The 18,978-nt window shown below is 48.1% G+C and carries 9 protein-coding genes; 2 read left to right on the top strand and 7 right to left on the bottom strand.

The window, feature by feature from the left end:
• The first annotated feature begins 27 nt into the window (after window positions 1–27).
• Both IC617_RS04385 and IC617_RS04390 read left to right on the top strand, forming a co-directional pair.
• A complete protein-coding gene (locus tag IC617_RS04385; RefSeq protein WP_191143767.1) occupies window positions 28–1,377 on the top strand; it encodes a 4Fe-4S dicluster domain-containing protein in 1,350 nt (449 codons plus the stop codon).
• A complete protein-coding gene (locus IC617_RS04390; RefSeq protein ID WP_191143768.1) occupies window positions 1,367–1,921 on the top strand; it encodes a BMC domain-containing protein in 555 nt (184 codons plus the stop codon). Before IC617_RS04385 ends, IC617_RS04390 begins: the two co-directional genes overlap by 11 nt.
• A gap of 123 nt (window positions 1,922–2,044) precedes the next feature.
• On the opposite strand, the gene IC617_RS04395 is transcribed toward IC617_RS04390, so the two are convergent.
• From IC617_RS04395 to IC617_RS04425, 7 genes are all read right to left on the bottom strand, one after another.
• A complete protein-coding gene (locus tag IC617_RS04395; RefSeq protein WP_191143769.1) occupies window positions 2,045–3,715 on the bottom strand; it encodes a glycosyl hydrolase family 28-related protein in 1,671 nt (556 codons plus the stop codon).
• 49 nt (window positions 3,716–3,764) lie between these two features.
• Window positions 3,765–6,380 carry an endo-acting ulvan lysase-like protein gene (locus tag IC617_RS04400; protein WP_191143770.1) on the bottom strand — a complete coding sequence of 872 codons (2,616 nt, stop codon included), beginning with the start codon at window positions 6,378–6,380 and terminating at the stop codon, window positions 3,765–3,767.
• A 304-nt stretch (window positions 6,381–6,684) separates the two neighbouring features.
• A complete protein-coding gene (locus IC617_RS04405; protein WP_224745774.1) occupies window positions 6,685–9,897 on the bottom strand; it encodes a TonB-dependent receptor in 3,213 nt (1,070 codons plus the stop codon).
• Window positions 9,898–10,640: 743 nt separating this feature from the next.
• Window positions 10,641–13,853, bottom strand: coding sequence for a TonB-dependent receptor (locus IC617_RS04410; protein WP_191143771.1), 3,213 nt, complete (start codon window positions 13,851–13,853; stop codon window positions 10,641–10,643).
• 614 nt (window positions 13,854–14,467) lie between these two features.
• Window positions 14,468–15,715, bottom strand: a complete 1,248-nt coding sequence (locus IC617_RS04415) for a glycoside hydrolase family 88/105 protein (protein WP_191143772.1) — start codon at window positions 15,713–15,715, stop codon at window positions 14,468–14,470.
• Window positions 15,716–15,763: 48 nt separating this feature from the next.
• Complete coding sequence (locus IC617_RS04420) at window positions 15,764–17,224, bottom strand: BNR-4 repeat-containing protein (protein WP_191143773.1); 1,461 nt, start codon at window positions 17,222–17,224, stop codon at window positions 15,764–15,766.
• A 20-nt stretch (window positions 17,225–17,244) separates the two neighbouring features.
• Window positions 17,245–18,660, bottom strand: a complete 1,416-nt coding sequence (locus tag IC617_RS04425; RefSeq protein ID WP_191143774.1) for a sulfatase-like hydrolase/transferase — start codon at window positions 18,658–18,660, stop codon at window positions 17,245–17,247.
• Window positions 18,661–18,978: the final 318 nt, after the last annotated feature.

The raw sequence follows: 18,978 nt of genomic DNA on the forward strand, positions 1-18,978 counted from the left end.
ACATCAACAATGTGGAGTGGTTCCAACATGGAACAACAGCAACTATTAGATTTAGTGCGCCAAGGTGGCGTCGTTGGTGAGGGTGGCGCCGGCTTTCCGGCGCATGTGAAATATGATGCTCAGGTTGACACCGTGATCGCCAATGGCTGCGAGTGTGAACCTTTGTTGTATTCAGATCAGCATATTATGGCCAATCATGCCGCCGAAATTGTCAGTGCCATGAAAGCCATCATCAAGGCGACTGGTGCTTCACGCGGTGCTATTGGCATTAAAGCCAAGTATTCGCAAATTGGTCAGCTGTTCGAAGCGGCAACGCAAGACAGTAATATTGATGTCTTTCGGATGGATAACTTCTACCCTGCTGGCGATGAACAAATTTTAGTTCACGAAGTCACCGGCCAAAGTATCCCGCCGCTGGGCTTACCCAAAGATGTCGGCGCAGTGGTGGCCAACGTTGCCACCTTGCTGGCGGTCAACAATGCCATTAATGGCCAACCTGTGACCCATAAAATTGTCACCGTCACAGGCTCTGTAGCCAAACCATCGGTGATCCGTGTCCCTATTGGCACTTCAGTCAGAGCTTGCGTTGCAGCCTGTGGCAATGAAACCGTTGATGATCCTGTGTATGTCATGGGCGGTCCAATGATGGGTAAAGTCATTGATGATCAACAGGTGTTTGATGAGACGGTGATCAGCAAAACCAGCGGCGCCATTATTGTGCTGCCGCGGGGTCATGTTATCCATCAAGCAGCAACTTTACCCGAAGCAATTATTCAAAAAAGGGCAGCCACTTCGTGCATCCAATGCCGTGCTTGTACCGAATTATGCCCGCGCTATTTGATTGGTCAGGAATTCAAGCCTCATGAAGTAATGCGAGCCCTGGGCGCAGGTGGAAGCAAACCGGAAAGCATCAAACAAGCCCAGTTGTGCAGCGAGTGCGGTGCCTGTGAAGCCTTTAGTTGCCCGATGGGCTTATCACCACGACGGATCAATGGCTTGCTCAAGCAAAAATTCCGCGAGCACCGAATTCAGTATGACGGCTCTCGAGAGATTGTTGCCGAGCAAAGCCAATTTCGCGACTTCCGCAAGATCCCAACCTCGCGCTTAGCGATGAAGCTGGGCATACATCACTACATGGCGTTACATCCGGAATTTGTAGGCGACATCAGCCCTGCAACCGTCTCAATCCCGCTGCAACAACATATTGGCGCGCCGTCCATTGCCACGGTCCAAGTGGGTGATGAAGTCAATGAAGGAGATTGCATTGGCGTCACCCCAGAGGGCGCATTGGGCGCCATGATCCACGCCTCAATGAGCGGCAAAATCACTGCCGTGGGCACATCCATCACCATTCAAGGAGCTCGCCGTGAACACTAATCTGCAAGCCGTCGGCATGATTGAATTTAATAGCATTGCAATGGGCATTGAAACGGCTGACCATATGCTGAAATCGGCCAGTGTTAATCCGCTGATGATGAAAACAATCTGCCCCGGTAAATACTTGGTTGCGGTTCACGGTGACGTGTCGTCGGTGCAATCAGCAGTAGATGCTGGCCTAGAGCTAGCCCAAAGCGCCATGGTGGATTATTTAGTGATCCCCAATATTGAGCCTGCGGTTGTATCCGCCATGTCAGGCACCAACGCCAGCGAGATCACCTCGACGCTCGGTATTATTGAAACCTTCTCGGTCACCTCGGCGATTTTGGCGGCCGATAGCGCCGTGAAGAACTCAGACGTTGATTTGATTGAAGTGCGCATTGCGATGGGCCTTGGCGGCAAAGCATTCTTCACCCTAACGGGGGACTTATCCAATGTTGAAGCCGCGATCAACAATGCAGCTGAGGTAGTCGCCAACAACGGTATGCTGGTGAGAAAGAGCGTGATTGCAAGCTTGTCCGCGGAGTTAAAGCCATATATTTAACCGCCATGACGTCGCTGTCAGTTCCGTTGTTGATGAAAGAGCATCATGGTTGATGCTCTTTTTTTTGCGCAAAAAAACGCCTCAATTGCTGAGGCGTTGTTGTCATAGGCGGAGCTAATGAGATTAGTTCTTCAATCGCTTATTGAGCTGGTAGTGATACAAAGACGGAACACCGGTCACTTCGCCATTAATTAACTCTTTGTAGGTGATATCGTTGTACTTAAGCTTGATCGGTAAATTGCCTGATAGACCAATAATGCGCCCTTCAGAGGTCGACTTCATGCCATCAATGACCACCGGCTTATCTGAGCCAGCGCCATTAGAGAAGTACAACTTGGTATTCCACAGCGTGTTGTACTTGCCGTGTTGTGGTCGCCAGTATGGCGCACCGCCGGCCGTAAATAAGGGGTAGCTGTAATAGCCTTGCTGGTCCGCCAAATCTTCGTCAAGAGTGATGTACGCCTCGGTATTATCGAACAAGTTCTCGTGGTTGGCGCCACCATGCTGATCAATGTATGGGTCAACCAGAATGCGAGAATTGACATAGACATTCTTGTTGCCAAAGGTGTTCGCGCTAATTGAGTGCCACATTGGGTTGGCCACTGTTAAATTCTTTACCAACACCAGACTGACGCCACCGGTTTGCACCGAGTAATGGGCTAGCGCATTCTCTTCGTGAGCCGTTGTCGTAACATTCTCAATAGTCAGGTTGGCGGCATTCTCAGTGAGGATCCCGCTATCGGCGTTATGAATGGTAATGTCTTTAACCCAACCATTGTGAGTGCGAGTTAAGAACATGCCATTAAAGCCGGGCTCCACGTGGTGAGCAACCCAAGGGTGAATGGGAAAGTTAATGGTAAAGTGCTCAAAACCAACATTGCTGATATGTTTCCACTCGGTAATGTCCGGTTGCCAACGCGGATCGGCAGCATGCAGCAGTGGTGTTTTAATGGTGACTTTGTTCCCTGAGATGCCAGTGATTTTGGTGTGCTGGCGGATCAGCGCCATATCCGGGAAATTCCAATGGTGAGAGCCGATTTCAATATCAGTGGGATCACCGTAAAGCTCAGGAATTAAAGAGCCGCCCTTGCCTTCGCGGTTGTACCAATTGATCCGAACAATATCGCCAACCTTGAGCTGCTTGGCGCTATCGACGGTGAAGGTAAAATCATCTTTGCCGCCACTGGTTAATTTGGCCAACGGCTTGACCTTGCGGTCGTATTCTTTCAAGTAGGACTTGATGCGCTCGCCTTCAACACCGGTCCATAAAAAACCACCGCTCCAAGACCAGTTACTGAACAACATGTGCATGTTGTCTTTCGGCCGTCTTTCGTACTTGTTCTGCTTAACCAGATATTCAGATAATTCTCGCAATTCTTCTGGGAACTTGACTAATTCCAGAGGCCGCGGGAAATACAATTCGGTAGTCGACTGTCCGCTACCGCGCAGCACTATGTTGCTGCGTTGGATTCGAATGATTTCACTGAGAATGTAGCGGCCCTTGCCAAACTGCACAATCACCGGCTGAGACTGCTTTTTCAGGGAATCGAGCAACGCCAATAACGCAACGGTATCATCTTCATTGTCGTTCGGAAGAAGACCATGATCGTTGACATGAATAACCTTCCAACCCTTTGTGTCGGGTTGCTTTTCGCCATATTCATAACCGGCATAGGAAAAATCCGGCAGATAAATGTTACTTAACGCGCCAGGCTCCTTGGCCATCGCAGGCAAACCGACCGAGGTACACACCGCAGCCATCAGCAAGGAGCGTAACGTCACATTCAATTTCATACTAATTAACCTTGTTGTTTACTTATCCACTGGACTTAATCAGTGCAATTTAAAAGCGTTTAAACGCTGCCGTGCTATCCCATTGTGGTCGCAATTCATGACGCTGGAATTGCAGGCTGCGGCCACTACCGATGTACAAGTGTTCAAGCGTTTGCTCGGCATCAACCGTGATCACCGCAAAGCGGCCACGGAAGCGGATCCCCAGGGCGTCATTGATGTACTCGTCATTAAGATCCTGCTGCAGCAAGATGTATTGGGTCTTGGCTTGACCAGCAACACGAACGCTCACTTTCACCCCTTTAAACTCACCATTGACCAGCAATCGCTCAGCCGCCTGCACTGCTGGCTGCTCGCCTGCTTGCTCGGTATGAGATTCGTAAACGGTGACAAATGGATTTGTCCACGCTTCGCCATGGCGGCGCATCAGCACAGTTGGCAGTGGCTTTTTGTCATATGGGCGCGGTGCCGATTTCGACTGCGGCGCTAATACCTGGGTTAACTGAGCTTCCGGTCCAGCCGGAAAAATCGCCCGCATGACGATAGGCTGCTCGGCCAACTTGTTGGCACGGAATGTCGCCGTCATCGACTGAGTGGTCGGCGCGCCGGACTTAACCTGCTCAAAGAAATGCCAGCCTGGATGCCGGTAAACCTTATGATATTGCCAATGCAAGCTTGCTGATTGCTGGTAGCGCTCGCTATCGTCTTGCAGCGGCAGCGGGCTGTTATCTGAGGTCAGCGATAATTGATCAGCGACATTGTGATACACATAGTCATGGAACTGCTCTGGCGTATCCGAGCGAGCGCGGAACACATCCAAATAGTAGCCTTGAGTATCGGACAGGCGAATTAATGCCAACGTCCGCTGATGTTCAGCTGGGGCCACTAAGTTATAACCATCGTTGAACGATGTGGTAGCAAATGAATAGAGCTCGGATACCGCCGGTTGCTCATAATCAGGCTCAATCGCTTCGGTTTGAACCTGCTCAATTCCGAGGTTGATCCACCCCCCCTTCGATGCCGATGCACCATTACTGATGACGCTATTGTGGGCGGCAAATAAACGATAGTAATTTTCGTGAATATCGGTGCCATAGGTCCACTTGCCACCGTCAATACCGAGCACATACCCCTGGCCATAAAGCTCCAGATCCATACCCGTGGCATGACCATGGATATAGCTGCCACCAGACACAACAGCCATCAGGCCATCTTTAGCAACGCCTGTTTTGGCAATGTTGCGCTGCACTGTCATTCCAGCGTAGGGCAAATGATTAGTGCGCGGCCGCATGGGCGCAACCTGCTCACCACCGGGCTCGACCAATTGCGAGCTCGACCAGAGTAATTGCAGCGGCAACACATAAGGGCTTGGGGCATAATGCCTTGGCTCCAGCTCATCGCGATGATAATTGCCATTGGCAACACTCGCCGCAAGGAACTGACCAAATTGCTCAGCTTGCTGCTGATTGTCATTGAGTCGAGCAAGCACTAAGGCCATCTCGTAGGTTTGATATTCAATCGCCATATGACGATGGGTATCTCCATTGTAGGGATAGGCATCATTCGGAAACTGCAAGTTGTACATGGCCGTCAGCGACTGCGGAATATTCGGGTAGCGCTGACCGAGTTTTAGTTCGGGATAGATGCGATCCATCAATGTCATTAAGTAAATCGACAAGCTGGTGACATGACGCGAATAGCTCAAGGATTCTGGCCAAATATCGCCAGCTTGAGGGAACATTTCAGCCACCATTTTTAGCGATGCCTGATGCTCGGTGTTGGTGTCGAGATAAAACGGTAGTAACCGCTCGATGGCAGCCGGATCATCAAGGGCGTGAATGTTGTGAACCAGGCTAGATGATTCAAGCACCGGCCAGTTGGAATCTAACAGACCGCGATTGAGCGCTAATTCAACATAGGTATTGAACACCTGCTGGGCGGCATCAAAGTCAAACGACACCAGCTGATCACTAGCAAGATCGACAACTTTACCACCACTATTTAGCCAGTTATAAACAAAATCGTAGATGATCGGCAACTGAGCACCGAGTACTCGTGCTTCGAGCAAGTGGTTATCCTGATACAGCCAGCCACTATTGCGTGCGCCGTCTTTACTCGACTCTGGCCCCAATTTGGTTTTAGCCAACGCGTTAACAAACAGCGACAACATGTCTGCCGCACACTGGGCATATTGTTGCTGCTCGGTTAAGTAAAACATGACGCCACAATCAACGCCGTTTTGGACGCCATTGAGCATCGCCAGCTGCGGCTCTCTGGGGTTACCCCAGCGCAACTTGTCACTACTGTGATTGCCTTTAGACTTGGCATAGGTGACTAAGGTCGGCGCACTGTTTTCACCATCAGGCCATTCAAGCGGTAGCGCCAACAACTTGTCTTTGCGCTCAGCCAAGTCCTTGGCTGCGGCCTTATCTGCCCGTGATTTTAATTGCGTAAATAGTTGCTGGGCCCAATCTTGCTGCTCAATTTTATTCAGGATCTGCTGCCGCTCATCTGCTTTCACCCAGATAAATGGTCGCTCCATTTCTACCGCAGCCTCTGTCTCGCTTGGCGCCGCTTTAGCTGGGTTTGGTGGCGCCTCGTTTGGCGTACATGCTGCGGTAAAAATAAGAGTCACAGCAGCTAAGTGACTCAAAACTGCCTTGTTCATTTCGGGTCATTCCCACAGTTAGTGCAATAGTGTCAGCATACAGGGGGGCAATTACTCAATACAGTCACAATCAATCAATATGAATCACCAATCACAAAAACAATGACATGACAGTGCAAATAAATAATAAACAAATCAAAGATGAATGAAGTGGACTAGAGATGACGGCGCGCAGTCGAGACAACATACAATCACGCCATTGTCAGCGGCCGTTACCGCGTTTTAATGTGACATTAAAAAAGCCTAACCATCGAGACGATGATTAGGCTTTTATCACTTAGCGAGTTAGCTAAGCTAGACCAACTTAGAAGCGGTAGCTAAGCGCTGCTTTATAGATGCGGCCTTGGCGGCTAATGCTGTGGATCGCTTTCTTGTTGCTGCCGTAATAATCCTTAACTTCTTCGTCCGTCAGGTTGAATGCCTGCACGATGAATTTCAGGTTCTTATTAATTTTATAAGAGCCAGAGAAGTCCAAACGACCGGTCTCATCACGGGTGCGCTCACCGGTGCCAAGGAATGAGTTCGCACCTTGTAGGGTTTGCTTATCACGCCAGTTGTAGATAAAGCGAGCACTGAAACCGTTGTTTTCCCAGTAGCCAATCAAGTTGTACGACTTCGGCGAAACGCGGGTCAGTAACAGTTCACTACCAGACTGGTTGATCTTGGTGTAGTTGAACACACCACCGAAACCATCATAAGGGTATGGCAGGAAGTCGAGTTTCTGCTGAATGGCAATTTCGTAGCCATCAACCTTCAGCTCATCGTTGCTGTTTACCGCCGTTTTAATGCTCACTTCACGGTATTCATCACTGATCAAGTTACCATCATCGTCGTAAACCAAGTACGGTTCTGGCTCCTGACAGCGGAATTCAGTCTCAGAAATAGCAACTCGCTCAATATCGCCAATTAACTCGTTGACCAACGGATCAGAGCCATCGTCTGGACAGTAACCCTCTTCAAATTCGAATAGGTTGGTAATGTCTTTTCTGAAGTAACCGACCGAAATCGCACTACCGTCACGGTTGTACCATTCCAACGATAAGTCATAGTTATCAGCTTCATACGGGCGAACCGTAGAGCTTGGTAACTCAAGCTTAACCGTTGAGTTAGTCTCGTTCAGGTTAGCGGTTGGGCGCTGAGTCAACAGGTTTGGACGCACAAGACCTTCGTAATAAGCGGCACGTAACACGACATCTTCATGCAGCTCAAAAGCAATGTTCGCCATTGGCAAGGTGTTGTTGTAATCATCCTCAAACTTGGACAATTGCGCGACAGGTTCCCCCGTGGATAAACGGCCCAGCTTGTAGCCGTGGAAGGTGTTGTCCGTTTCCACATAACGAACACCCAGGTTACCTGTGTAGGTAATGTCGAATGGTAATTCACCTGAAATATCAGTGGTTAAGTAAGTTGCCTTAATCTCTTGCTCGGCACTGAAGTTATAACCAATGTTCGATGGCAAATCAGTGGTCGAGTTCATACCATCCCAGAAACCAGTGCGGTTACGCTCGATGAACTCATGCACACCGTATTCAAGAATACGCTCAGGACGATTTTGTGAATCAGTAGGTAATTCCAACTGATCGCGCTCGGTGACAATGTTGGTTTGCAGAGCTTTAATTGCCGCGGCGTTATCAAAGGTTACCCAACCGCCGTTGACAATCAATTGGCCAGTTACCGGATCCACCACACTTTGGGTGTTATCAAAAGTGTTTTTGATCTTGCCGCCAAAGTAGTCATCACCACGTGAAGCCACAGTTTTGGTGGTCAGGTAAGAGCTGCTAATTTGGGCGGTATCAACACCAGAGATACGCTGCAATTGATCAACGCTGTCCAAATCTTCTTGAGAATAACGAAGGCCAGTTTTGAAGGCGTCAAAACGCAGCACATCACCCAAACCAAATTCAGTGTAATGCTGAACATTGAATTCGGCTGCATCGTAGTCTTTTTCTAAATCCTGGACGCGACCATTGATACCAGCATTCAACTGACGGCCTTGGTTTTTGGCATCTCGGCTATTGACTGAAGATGCAGTCGCGTGGGCCGATGACCATGCCAAATCATCATAGACATAAGGGGTTTCAAAACCACCAGACACAACGATTTTACTGAGGTTACCGCCACCTTGGTTAATGGTGCCGTTAAAACCAGTTTGTGCTCGGCTGGCCAATTGATGGCCGACGTGAACAAAGTTCAAGCCAACGTTTTCGAAGTTGTTTTCCGCATCAGAAAGCGTGACTTTAGCGTCCATCACCCAATTATCAACGGCGTAATCGGCGTACAAAATGGCAGCGCGCGACTCTTCTTCGAAGGTGGTTTTACGGTTCTCAATTTGGTACTTACCATTTTTGAAATCGTAACCTGGGGCAATAAAGGCGCGGCCACCGGTGCCATCTTCAGTCAGGCTGGTGTAGGCAAATGGCGAAGAATCCATATCCAGCGTGACTTCGCCTTCATAGTAGTCTGAAGCCCAGTTGGTTTTGTGCAGGCCTGCTTCGTAGTTGGTGGTTTCTTTGGTGCCATCATCCAAATTACGCTTGGAGTACATCAGGTGGGCGCCGACTTTGAGGTCGTCATTGATGCGATACTCAACGTTACCGGTGAATGACTTACGGTCACCATCACTGTACTGGCTGACGTTACGGCCACGCAGTGGTACGCGAATTTCGTCACCCTCTTCAAGCAAGTGGGCGTACTTTTCTTTGTACTCGGCTAAGTTGGTTGCACGAGTATGAAGGGTGTCTTTTTTCGCATCGTACCAATCTTCAACCGAGACATAGTCAACCACGTCAAAGGTATCGCGACGGAATTCTTGCTTTGATGCCGCAAATTTGAAGGCAACAGCCAGCTTGTCTTCAATTAAGTGTTTAACTGCATTGATTTTAATTTCAGGGTTGTAGGTCTCCGCCAGATCTTCATAACGCATCCCCAAGGTGACACCAGCCGTGCCATCTTTTTTACTCAGCGCTTGTTGCAACTGTTGGTCAACCACACCAGCAACGCCACCTTCTTGCAGATCAGCTGTTGGCGACTTCACAACGGTCACACCATCAAAGACACCGCCTTCATAGGCGGCGAATGGGTTACCGGCGCCAACCTGGGTGATATTGGTTGCTGAAGATGGTGTGGCAATGGATTGCCCCATCGCCGTGGTTTTCACAAAGCCGCTGCTCAAACCACGCAAACTAATGGTTGACTGGCGACCTTCGTCGTTCGAGTTCAGCTGAATACCTGGCAGGGCTTGCAGTGCATCACCCAAGTCAAGTGCTGGCAATGCATCCATATCGGTTGCGGAAATCGCATCAACAATTGAAGAAGCGCCGCGCTTGACGTTCAGGGCGTTCTCTAACGAGCTACGAACACCACTGACTTCAATTACTTCTACATCTTGATTTTGTAACGCTTTATTTACTTCTTCGGCAATGACGCTTGGGGCGCTAACTGCTAGTAACAGACTTGCAACGCTTGACAGCATAACAACGTTGCGTTGTGTTTTAGGTACGTTGTGTGTGATGACCATGTCATCCCCTTCCAAAAAAAATTGATAAGCAATTCGTTTTTTTAAAAGCCTGCCCTATGTCTGGGCGAGACGATATTACTCCTCGTTTTGAAAACAACATTAAACAAATTTAATCAATTTCAATCATGCGTCACAAAAATATTACTAAAACCACTCAATTTCAGCATTCAAAAACAAAACAACCAACATATCCCCCCCTCAAAAGCCATATAAGCTGATTTGAGCCATTAATTTCGCTTTACCTAAGGGGCCCCTTTATTTTTTGTTTTAAGCTAGCGAGAGCGAGCCTATGCGTCGATATAAGACCCATTAGCTCAAGGCGTATAACTAGCCTAATTGGCGTCAAATCAGCTCAAAATGCCAAATAAGTCATAAATTAGTCATATCAGATCTTATTTAATCATTGGCTAACTTTGGTCACTTCCCCTTCTGCGCTTGTCTTTAACGCCATTTTTAGCCTCATTCTGTAACGTCAATGAGGTGCTTCATCAGGGACATGGTTGTTTCCATGGCGATAACAAGACGGCAGAAATATGACTGGCGCTGTGTGTCAACAATGCATGAGCAATGCCGGATGTGAGCTAAAAATTGCCGCTTACCAGGCGATTAGCCGCATAGGATTATCGAGGATGGTGGATGGTGGCTCTGACTGATACAGGCATTAAAAAAGCCTAATCATCGAGACGATGATTAGGCTTTTATCACTTCGCGGGTTAGCTTGAGCTAACTAAGCGAGTACCAGCTTAGAAGCGGTAGCTAAGAGCTGCTTTATAGATGCGGCCTGAATTGCTAATGCTGTGGATCGCTTTCTTGTTGCTGCCGTAGTAATCCTTAACTTCTTCGTCCGTCAGGTTGAACGCCTGCAAGATAACTTTCAGGTTCTTGTTAATCTTGTAAGAACCAGAGAAGTCGAGGCGACCACGCTCATCACGAGTACGCTCACCGGTACCAAGGAATGAGTTAGCACCTTTCAGGGTTTGCTTATCACGCCAGTTGTAGATGAAGCGAGCACTGAAACCGTTGTTTTCCCAGTAACCAATCAAGTTGTACGACTTCGGCGAAACACGGGTCAACAGCAATTCACTACCAGACTGATCGATCTTGGTGTAGTTGAACACACCACCGAAACCATCATAAGGGTATGGCAGGAAGTCGAGTTTCTGCTGAATGGCAATTTCATAACCATCCACTTTCAGCTCGTCACTGTTATTGACCGCTGTTTTAATTCTCACTTCACGGTAATCATCACTAATCAAGTTACCTTCATCGTCGTACACCAAGTACGGCTCAGGCTCCTGACAGCGGAATTCAGTTTCAGAAATCGCTACACGCTCAATATCACCAATCAGCTCGTTAACCAACGGATCGGAACCATCGTCTGGACAGTAACCTTCTTCAAATTCGAACAGGTTGGTAATGTCCTTTCTGAAGTAACCGATCGAAATCGCACTACCATCACGGTTGTACCATTCCAATGACAAGTCATAGTTATCAGCTTCGTACGGACGAACTGTTGAGCTTGGCAACTCAAGCTTAACCGTTGAGTTAGTCTCGTTCAGGTTAGCAGTTGGGCGCTGGGCTAATAGGTTTGGACGAACAATACCTTCGTAATAAGCAGCACGGAAAATCACATCTTCATGCAGCTCAAAAGCGATGTTCGCCATTGGCAAGGTGTTATTGTAATCATCCTCAAACTTGGACAATTGAGCAATTGGCTCACCAGTGGACTGACGACCTAATTTATAACCGTGGAAGGTGTTGTCTGTTTCAATGTAACGAACACCCAGGTTACCGGTATAGGTAATGTCGAATGGTAATTCACCTGAAATATCAGTGGTTAAGTAAGTTGCCTTGATCTCCTGCTCGGCGCTGAAGTTATAACCAATGTTCGATGGCAAATCAGTGGTCGAGTTCATACCATCCCAGAAACCAGAACGGTTACGCTCGATGAACTCATGCACACCATACTCAAGTAGACGCTCTGGACGATTACGAGAATCGGTTGGCAACGGCAGCTTATCGCGCTCGGTGACAATGTTGGTTTGCAGGGCTTTAATCGCCGCGGCGTTATCAAAAGTTACCCAACCACCGTTGACAATCAATTGACCGGTCGCCGGATCAATCACGCTTTGAGTGTTATCAAAGGTATTTTTGATCTTGCCGCCAAAATAATCATCGCCTCGTGAAGCCACAGTTTTAGTAGTCAGGTAAGAGCTGCTAATTTGGGCGGTATCGACACCTGAAATACGTTGCAGTTGGTCGATGCTATCCAAATCTTCTTTAGAATAACGAACACCAGTTTTGAAGGAATCAAAACGCAGCACATCACCCAAACCAAATTCAGTGTAATGCTGAACATTAAATTCGGCTGCATCGTAGTCTTTTTCTAAGTCACGAATACGACCATTTACGCCGGCGTTTAACTGACGACCTTGGTTTTTGGCATCACGGGTATTGACTGAAGATGCAGTCGCATGGGCCGATGACCAATCCAAGCCATCGTACACATAAGGGGTTTCAAAGCCACCAGACACAACGATTTTGCTGAGGTTACCGCCACCTTGGTTAATGGTGCCGTTAAAGCCCGTTTGCGCTCGGCTAGCTGATTGGTGACCAACATGAACAAAGTTCAGGCCGATGTTCTCGAAGTTGTTTTCCGCATCAGAGAATGTGACTTTACCGTCCAACACCCAGTTACCAATGGCGTAATCACCGTACAAAATGGCAGCGCGCGACTCTTCTTCGAAGGTGGTCTTACGGTTTTCAATTTGGTACTTACCATTTTTGAAATCGTAACCTGGGGCAATAAAGGCTTTACCACCTGAACCATCTTCAGTCAGCTCGGTATACGCAAATGGCGCAGAGTCCATATCTAGCGTGACTTCGCCTTCATAGTAGTCTGAAGTCCACTTAGTTTTGTTGATACCCGCTTCGTAGTTAGTGGTTTCTTTAGTACCGTCGTCCAAGTCACGCTTAGAGTACAAAATGTGGGCGCCAACTTTGAAGTCGTCATTGATGCGGTACTCGACGTTACCGGTAAATGACTTACGATCACCATCACTGTACTGGCTTACATTACGGCCACGCAGTGGTACGCGAATTTCATCGCCTTCTTCAAGCAGGTGGGCGTACTTTTCTTTGTACTCGGCTAAGTTAGTCGCACGGGTATGAAGGGTGTCTTTGCCCGCATCGTACCAATCTTCAACCGAGACATAGTCAACCACGTCAAAGGTATCGCGACGGAATTCTTGCTTCGATGCTGCAAATTTGAAGGCAACAGCCAGCTTGTCTTCAATTAAGTGCTTAACCGCATTGATTTTGATTTCTGGGTTGTAGGTCTCCGCTAATTCTTCGTAGCGCATACCCAAGGTGACACCGGCTGTGCCATCTTTTTTACTCAGTGCTTGTTGCAGTTGCTTATCAACCACACCAGCAACGCCACCTTCTTGCAGATCTGCTGTTGGCGACTTGATAACGGTAACACCGTCAAATACACCACCTTCATAGGCAGCAAATGGGTTACCGGCACCAACTTGCGATACGTTACTTGCAGCAGATGGTGTCGCGATTGACTGGCCGAACGCTGTTGTTTTCACAAAGCCGCTGCTCAAACCACGCAAACTAATGGTTGACTGGCGACCTTCGTCGTTCGAGTTCAGCTGAATACCTGGCAGGGCTTGCAATGCATCACCCAAGTCAAGTGCTGGCAATGCATCCATATCGGTTGCGGAAATCGCATCAACAATTGAAGAAGCGCCACGCTTAACGTTCAGGGCGTTCTCTAACGAGCTACGAACACCACTTACTTCAATTACTTCTACATCTTCGTTTTGTAACGCTTTGTTCACTTCGTCAGCAAGAACGCTGGGAGCACTTACTGTCAGCAGTAAGCTAGCAACGCCGGTCAGAACGGCGCCGTTACGCCGTTTCGCTGAAACCTTGTGTGTGATGACCATGTCATCCCCCTTCACTTAATCTCGTCTTTTATCTTCTATATGTAGTTATGCCGCCTGCACCGTTTCGTTAATTCGGTAACGCCGCATTAACAAGCATGGTATCACCGCCATGAACACCATCAAGCACAATTGGTCATATTCCGTCATGCGTCACAAAAATAACCACATATTTTTTGAACTTATTACATTCGACACACAAACTTAATCACAAGTAATCACCCAACCCATCAATACAATCAGTTTTCAACCAATATAATCACATTCAGATCACAATAATGAACAATTGAATAGTTTTCGAACGGCGCTACAGCGAGAAGGTTTCAAGGTTGAGCACAACGCTTAGCACTGCTCAATTAACAACCAGGAAAGAATTAAATAAACCAGTAAAAATAAGGCTTCCAGAGTAATTTAGACAACACTAAATATCTTATGTGTTTATTGACTATATGATTTTTATCGTTAAGGAGTATTTTGAAGGCAAATTTGTTAGAGGGAACTGAAAGAAGAAAAACAATCACAAAATACTGATTTGGTCACACATAATCACATTTGCTCAAATGTTAAAACAAAAAAGGCTAACCGAAGTTAGCCTTTTAACTGTCATTACTAGGGAATTATTTATCCCATTTGTACATTTCTGAAGCAGCGAGCAATACTGCGCCGACGCCATACAGCTGCGAGTCGGTCTTTTTCACTGGATCGGGTGATTTACCCACATGCTGCACCCAGTTAACACGACCACTTGGCTCAACTGCACGCTCAAGCGCTGCCCAACCTTTTTCAACCACTTCTTTCGCATGGTCGTCAGTCAAGATGCCGTTGTTGACACCCCAGGCCAAACCGTAAGTGATAAAGCCTGTGCCACTGACCTCTGGCGTCTTCACTTTTTCAGGGTCCATCAATGAAGCAGGCCAGTAGCCTTCTGCAGTTTGTAGTTTCAACAAACCAGCCGCGTTCTTCTTGTAAAGCTCAATATAACGATCGCGCGATGGGTGACCTTCTGGCAGTTCATCAATGATCAATGGAATCGCAGCAAACACCCAGCCGTTACCACGGCCCCAGAATACCGGCTCACCATTATCACTCTTCATATCAAAGTAGCGGCTGTCTCGGAAGAACAAACCATACTCATCAGAGAACAAGTAATCAGCAGCAGCCCAGAATTCACTATCAGCATATTCAAAGTACTTTGGATCGCCAGTTGCGTTACTGAGCATCAACCAACTGCGTGGCGCCATGTACAGCGCATCGGCCCAACACCAACGCAACTGACAGTTACCTTCTTGGTGAACTTCACCATGACCACTGGCCGTTGAGTCCAACATCTCTAGACCAACATTTGGCTTATTAGCCAAGATCCAATCAAAGTGTTGTTGGGTTGGTTTGTATGCTTCTTTATTACCGGTTTGCTCTGCCAACCAAACGTAAGTCTGAGCAATGGTGTGGTCATCGGCATGGTACGGACGCTCCGTTAGCAAGCCGTATTCCTGCTCTTTGGCCATTTTATCCATGTAAGCGAGGAAGTCTTGATTGCCAACCGTTTCGGTCCATTTAGTCAGGCCAATGTAAAACGCTGCTTGGATCCAGAACTTTGGATTTTCCGACTTGGCGCGGTGCGACTCAGGAATATAGTGCAGATTACCGAATTGCTCGATCTGCCACTGCCCTGCCCGAGTGGCAATATCGTAGGCAGACTGACGAATACTTTCGGCATTGCTTGCCGCAGTTTCCACCACCTCTACCGGAGCAGATTCTGCGACAGGCTGTGACGCTGGTGCCTCTGCGACTTGCTTGTTACAGCCCGTTAGGGCCAGGCCAATGGCGAGCGGCAAGGCCGCACATTTAGTAAAGGTTTTCCGCATAAAATACACCTTATTGAGATCCCAACTCGTAGCACACGAGTCTTGTCGTTATTTCTTTTTAAATTTGGATTTGTCTTTTTCTAACGTCGCATCAGCTAATGGCCGCGCAATGGGACCATTGTCACCAACTAGGTAAATGCGTCGGTCTGGATTGCCGCGTAGCTTTTCCGCAACCAACACCTGGCCATCTGGATGGGCATTTTTGATAATCGACGTGATTGAAAACTCACCGTTGCTGGAGCGCAGCAACTCTTTTTGCTTGCTGAAGGTTTTGCCACCGTCTTTGCTGTTCCACTTGGCAATGACACCTTGCTTACCTTCGGCATCCGCTAGGAAGTAAGTAATGCCATCGTTCGGATCAAGGACGAAATCACCGCGCGACATGCCGGTCACTTTGCCATTGACCGAATTGCCACCCTGCCAAGTTTCGCCATCCCAACGAATATGACGGGTCTGTTTTGGACCACCAGTTTTTTGCCCAAGATCAACGCCGACATTCATTGCTAAATGCGGGTGACCTTGATGGTCCAGATAAGTGCTACCGTTAAAGGTCCACTGATCACCAGTATCCATCGCAAGAGTTTGCTGCTCGGCGGCCTCGCGCGTGAGCGGCATCGTCAGCTGTTGGCCAGCGACATTAGTCCAAGTGTCGGTTTGGGTATCAAACACCATAAAGTGAGCATCGTGACGCTCAGTGGTGTGGCCTCGTTTAGTGGCATCAACATCCCAGCACAAGTGATAGTCAAAGCTGACAATCAAATCATCGCCTTCACCATGACCAACCCAGGCATACCAGCTATCGACGGCTTTCAGATCATCGCGGCGCTTGTGTTTCAAGAACGAAACCGGCGCATCAAAGCTACGACCGTTGTCGGTTGACTTTTGATACACCCAATCACTGCGGTGGGCACCATGACGATAGAACAAGTAAATATCACCGTTATCCATTTTCAGCGCCTGATTGTAGGTGCCGAATACAGAGATGTTATCGACCTCATCCCACTCGGAAATATCATAGGGACGCTTGGAAATAGAATGCTTGTTAGCGCCGTGGTGCACATTGCCTAACGGGTTCTCACCATGATGCTTGTCGCCACCATGACCACCATAAAAAATATGGATGTAGCCTTCATTGTCGATAATTAATGTCGGCTTACCATGGTTATCAAACTTAGTCCGCCCCAATCGGCGGCCCAGCTCGCTGGTGCCAGCACGAAACGGTCCCAACCACTCTTGAGTGTCATGGTTGTATGCCGCTACGTACGGATCTTCAAACGGCCCCTGATACGAGACATAGGTAATGCCATTATGATGCTCACCGGCTGGATGCTGCACCACAGCCAACGGATTACCAGTGCCATTATCGGCAAAGTAATCAGCTGTATTGCTGCTGGTGAGTGCATCAAGACTACCAGCACAGCCCGACAGGGCTGCGCTGGCGAGCACTAAACTGCTGGCCAATACCAAGCGTTTGGCAAACGCCGTTTTGATTGGTTTTAACTGCAACATAGTTAAACTCGCGCTCCGCTCTATTTGTACTGCTCAAACAGTTCGAAGAATTCTTTGGTCAGCTCAGGCTTTTTCGCAGACAAATCGTTTGCTTCACCCGGATCGCGAACAATATCGTACAGCTCAACTTTTTGATCGAAACCATAACGAACTGCTTTCCACGCGCCGCGACGAGCCGCTTGATAGGTATCGCCGATAATGCCCGAGTTTGGATCGCCGACTTGCTTAGAGAACTCCCAATACAAGGTGCGCTCTTCCATCTCAACCGGCGAGTCAGTCAACAAACCTTTAATAGAAACACCATTGGTGTGAACGCGCGGGATCAGGTCTAAATCAACACCAGCAAGGTCAGCCAAGGTCGGCAACACATCGGCGAACAACCAAGGGGTGCTATCGACGCGGCCTTTCTTAATTTGCGCTGGCCACTGAACAATCATAGGTACGTGGATACCACCGTCATACAGGTCACGCTTCTGACCTTTGTATGGCACTGCAGCTTCCATCGCGACAGGATCGGCACCACCTTCATCGTGTGGACCGTTGTCGGAAGTGAAGATAATAATGGTGTTGTCCAGCTCACCGGTCTTCTCTAACGTATCGAGCAGCTTACCGACATAAAAGTCGAGTGACGAAACCATGCCCGCTAGGGTGGCAAACGGCTTCTCAACTGGCTCAGGGTAATAAGTGGCATACTTATCACGGTTGGCCTTGTCGGCTTTCATGCCGAGATAAGGCGTTTCGTCCATGTCCAGATAAGGCTTGCTGAATTCTTCAGGTACCGCCAACTCCGCGTGTGGTGCGGTATAAGTCATCACCACAAAGAATGGATTTTCGCGTTCTTGTTCCAAGAACTTGATTGCTTCTTTGGTGAATAACTCTTGGGCGTAAGCACCCTTGCGACCACCTTCGTTTTCTTTCACCCGAATTTTTTGGTTGTCACGCCAAACATGCAATGGGTACTGACGGTGGCCTTCCAGAATGGAGTACAAGCCGTACCAAGTGTCAAAGCCCATTGCCAACGGGTCGGTGACGCCCATTTGTTGACCAATCGAGTACTTGCCAAATAGCGCCGTGTCGTAGTCTGCGTGCTTTAACACGTGCGCGAAGGTGATGTCTTTGTGGGTCAACTCAACGGTGTTGGAGTTGTTGCTCATGTAACGACCGTCACGGCCGGTAAACAATGACACCCGCGATGGTGAACACACGGTGTTACCCGCGTAAGCTTGGTCAAAACGAATACCGTTGGCAGCCATTGCATCGAGGTTTGGTGTTTTGATTGGCGTATCGCCATAAGCACCAACCTGATTAAAACCTAAGTCATCGGTCAGGATGAAAATAATATTGGGCTTTTCAGCCGCTAGAGATAACGTTGAGGCACCCGCTAAAATCGCACCGGCCAGGATGCTTTTTAACAACTTAGAGTTGCTGAATTTCATTTCTTCCCCTACTTTACTGGCTCAATTAACCGTTGTTGTTTGACCCGCTTCGCAGCTCAATAATCAACTTGTGTAATCTGTTGTAATTAGACTGGAATATTACACAAAAGCAACAGACCGAAAAAGACTCCTATTGATAATTTGTGACGTGTTTTGACTGAAAGTATGTTATTGATCATGCTTTCGCAATCCTGCCCTTTCATCGAACAGTACAGCGCCCATTGCCAGACCACCTTTAATAGTCAGTGAATACCAAACCATGCAGACATTTGTTCTGCTCAGAGTGAAGTCAGAATCGCTAGAGGCGTTGATTATTCG

It is taken from the genome of Neiella litorisoli (genome assembly GCF_014773395.1).
Lineage (GTDB): Bacteria > Pseudomonadota > Gammaproteobacteria > Enterobacterales > Neiellaceae > Neiella > Neiella litorisoli.

Excerpts from the sequence above, each read along its gene's own strand:
- IC617_RS04385 (WP_191143767.1), top strand. The coding sequence starts at position 28 with ATGGAACAACAGCAACTATTAGATTTAGTGCGCCAAGGTGGCGTCGTT.
- IC617_RS04395 (WP_191143769.1), bottom strand. The coding sequence starts at position 3,715 with ATGAAATTGAATGTGACGTTACGCTCCTTGCTGATGGCTGCGGTGTGT.
- IC617_RS04400 (WP_191143770.1), bottom strand. The coding sequence starts at position 6,380 with ATGAACAAGGCAGTTTTGAGTCACTTAGCTGCTGTGACTCTTATTTTT.
- IC617_RS04405 (WP_224745774.1), bottom strand. The coding sequence starts at position 9,897 with ATGGTCATCACACACAACGTACCTAAAACACAACGCAACGTTGTTATG.
- IC617_RS04410 (WP_191143771.1), bottom strand. The coding sequence starts at position 13,853 with ATGGTCATCACACACAAGGTTTCAGCGAAACGGCGTAACGGCGCCGTT.
- IC617_RS04415 (WP_191143772.1), bottom strand. The coding sequence starts at position 15,715 with ATGCGGAAAACCTTTACTAAATGTGCGGCCTTGCCGCTCGCCATTGGC.
- IC617_RS04420 (WP_191143773.1), bottom strand. The coding sequence starts at position 17,224 with ATGTTGCAGTTAAAACCAATCAAAACGGCGTTTGCCAAACGCTTGGTA.
- IC617_RS04425 (WP_191143774.1), bottom strand. The coding sequence starts at position 18,660 with ATGAAATTCAGCAACTCTAAGTTGTTAAAAAGCATCCTGGCCGGTGCG.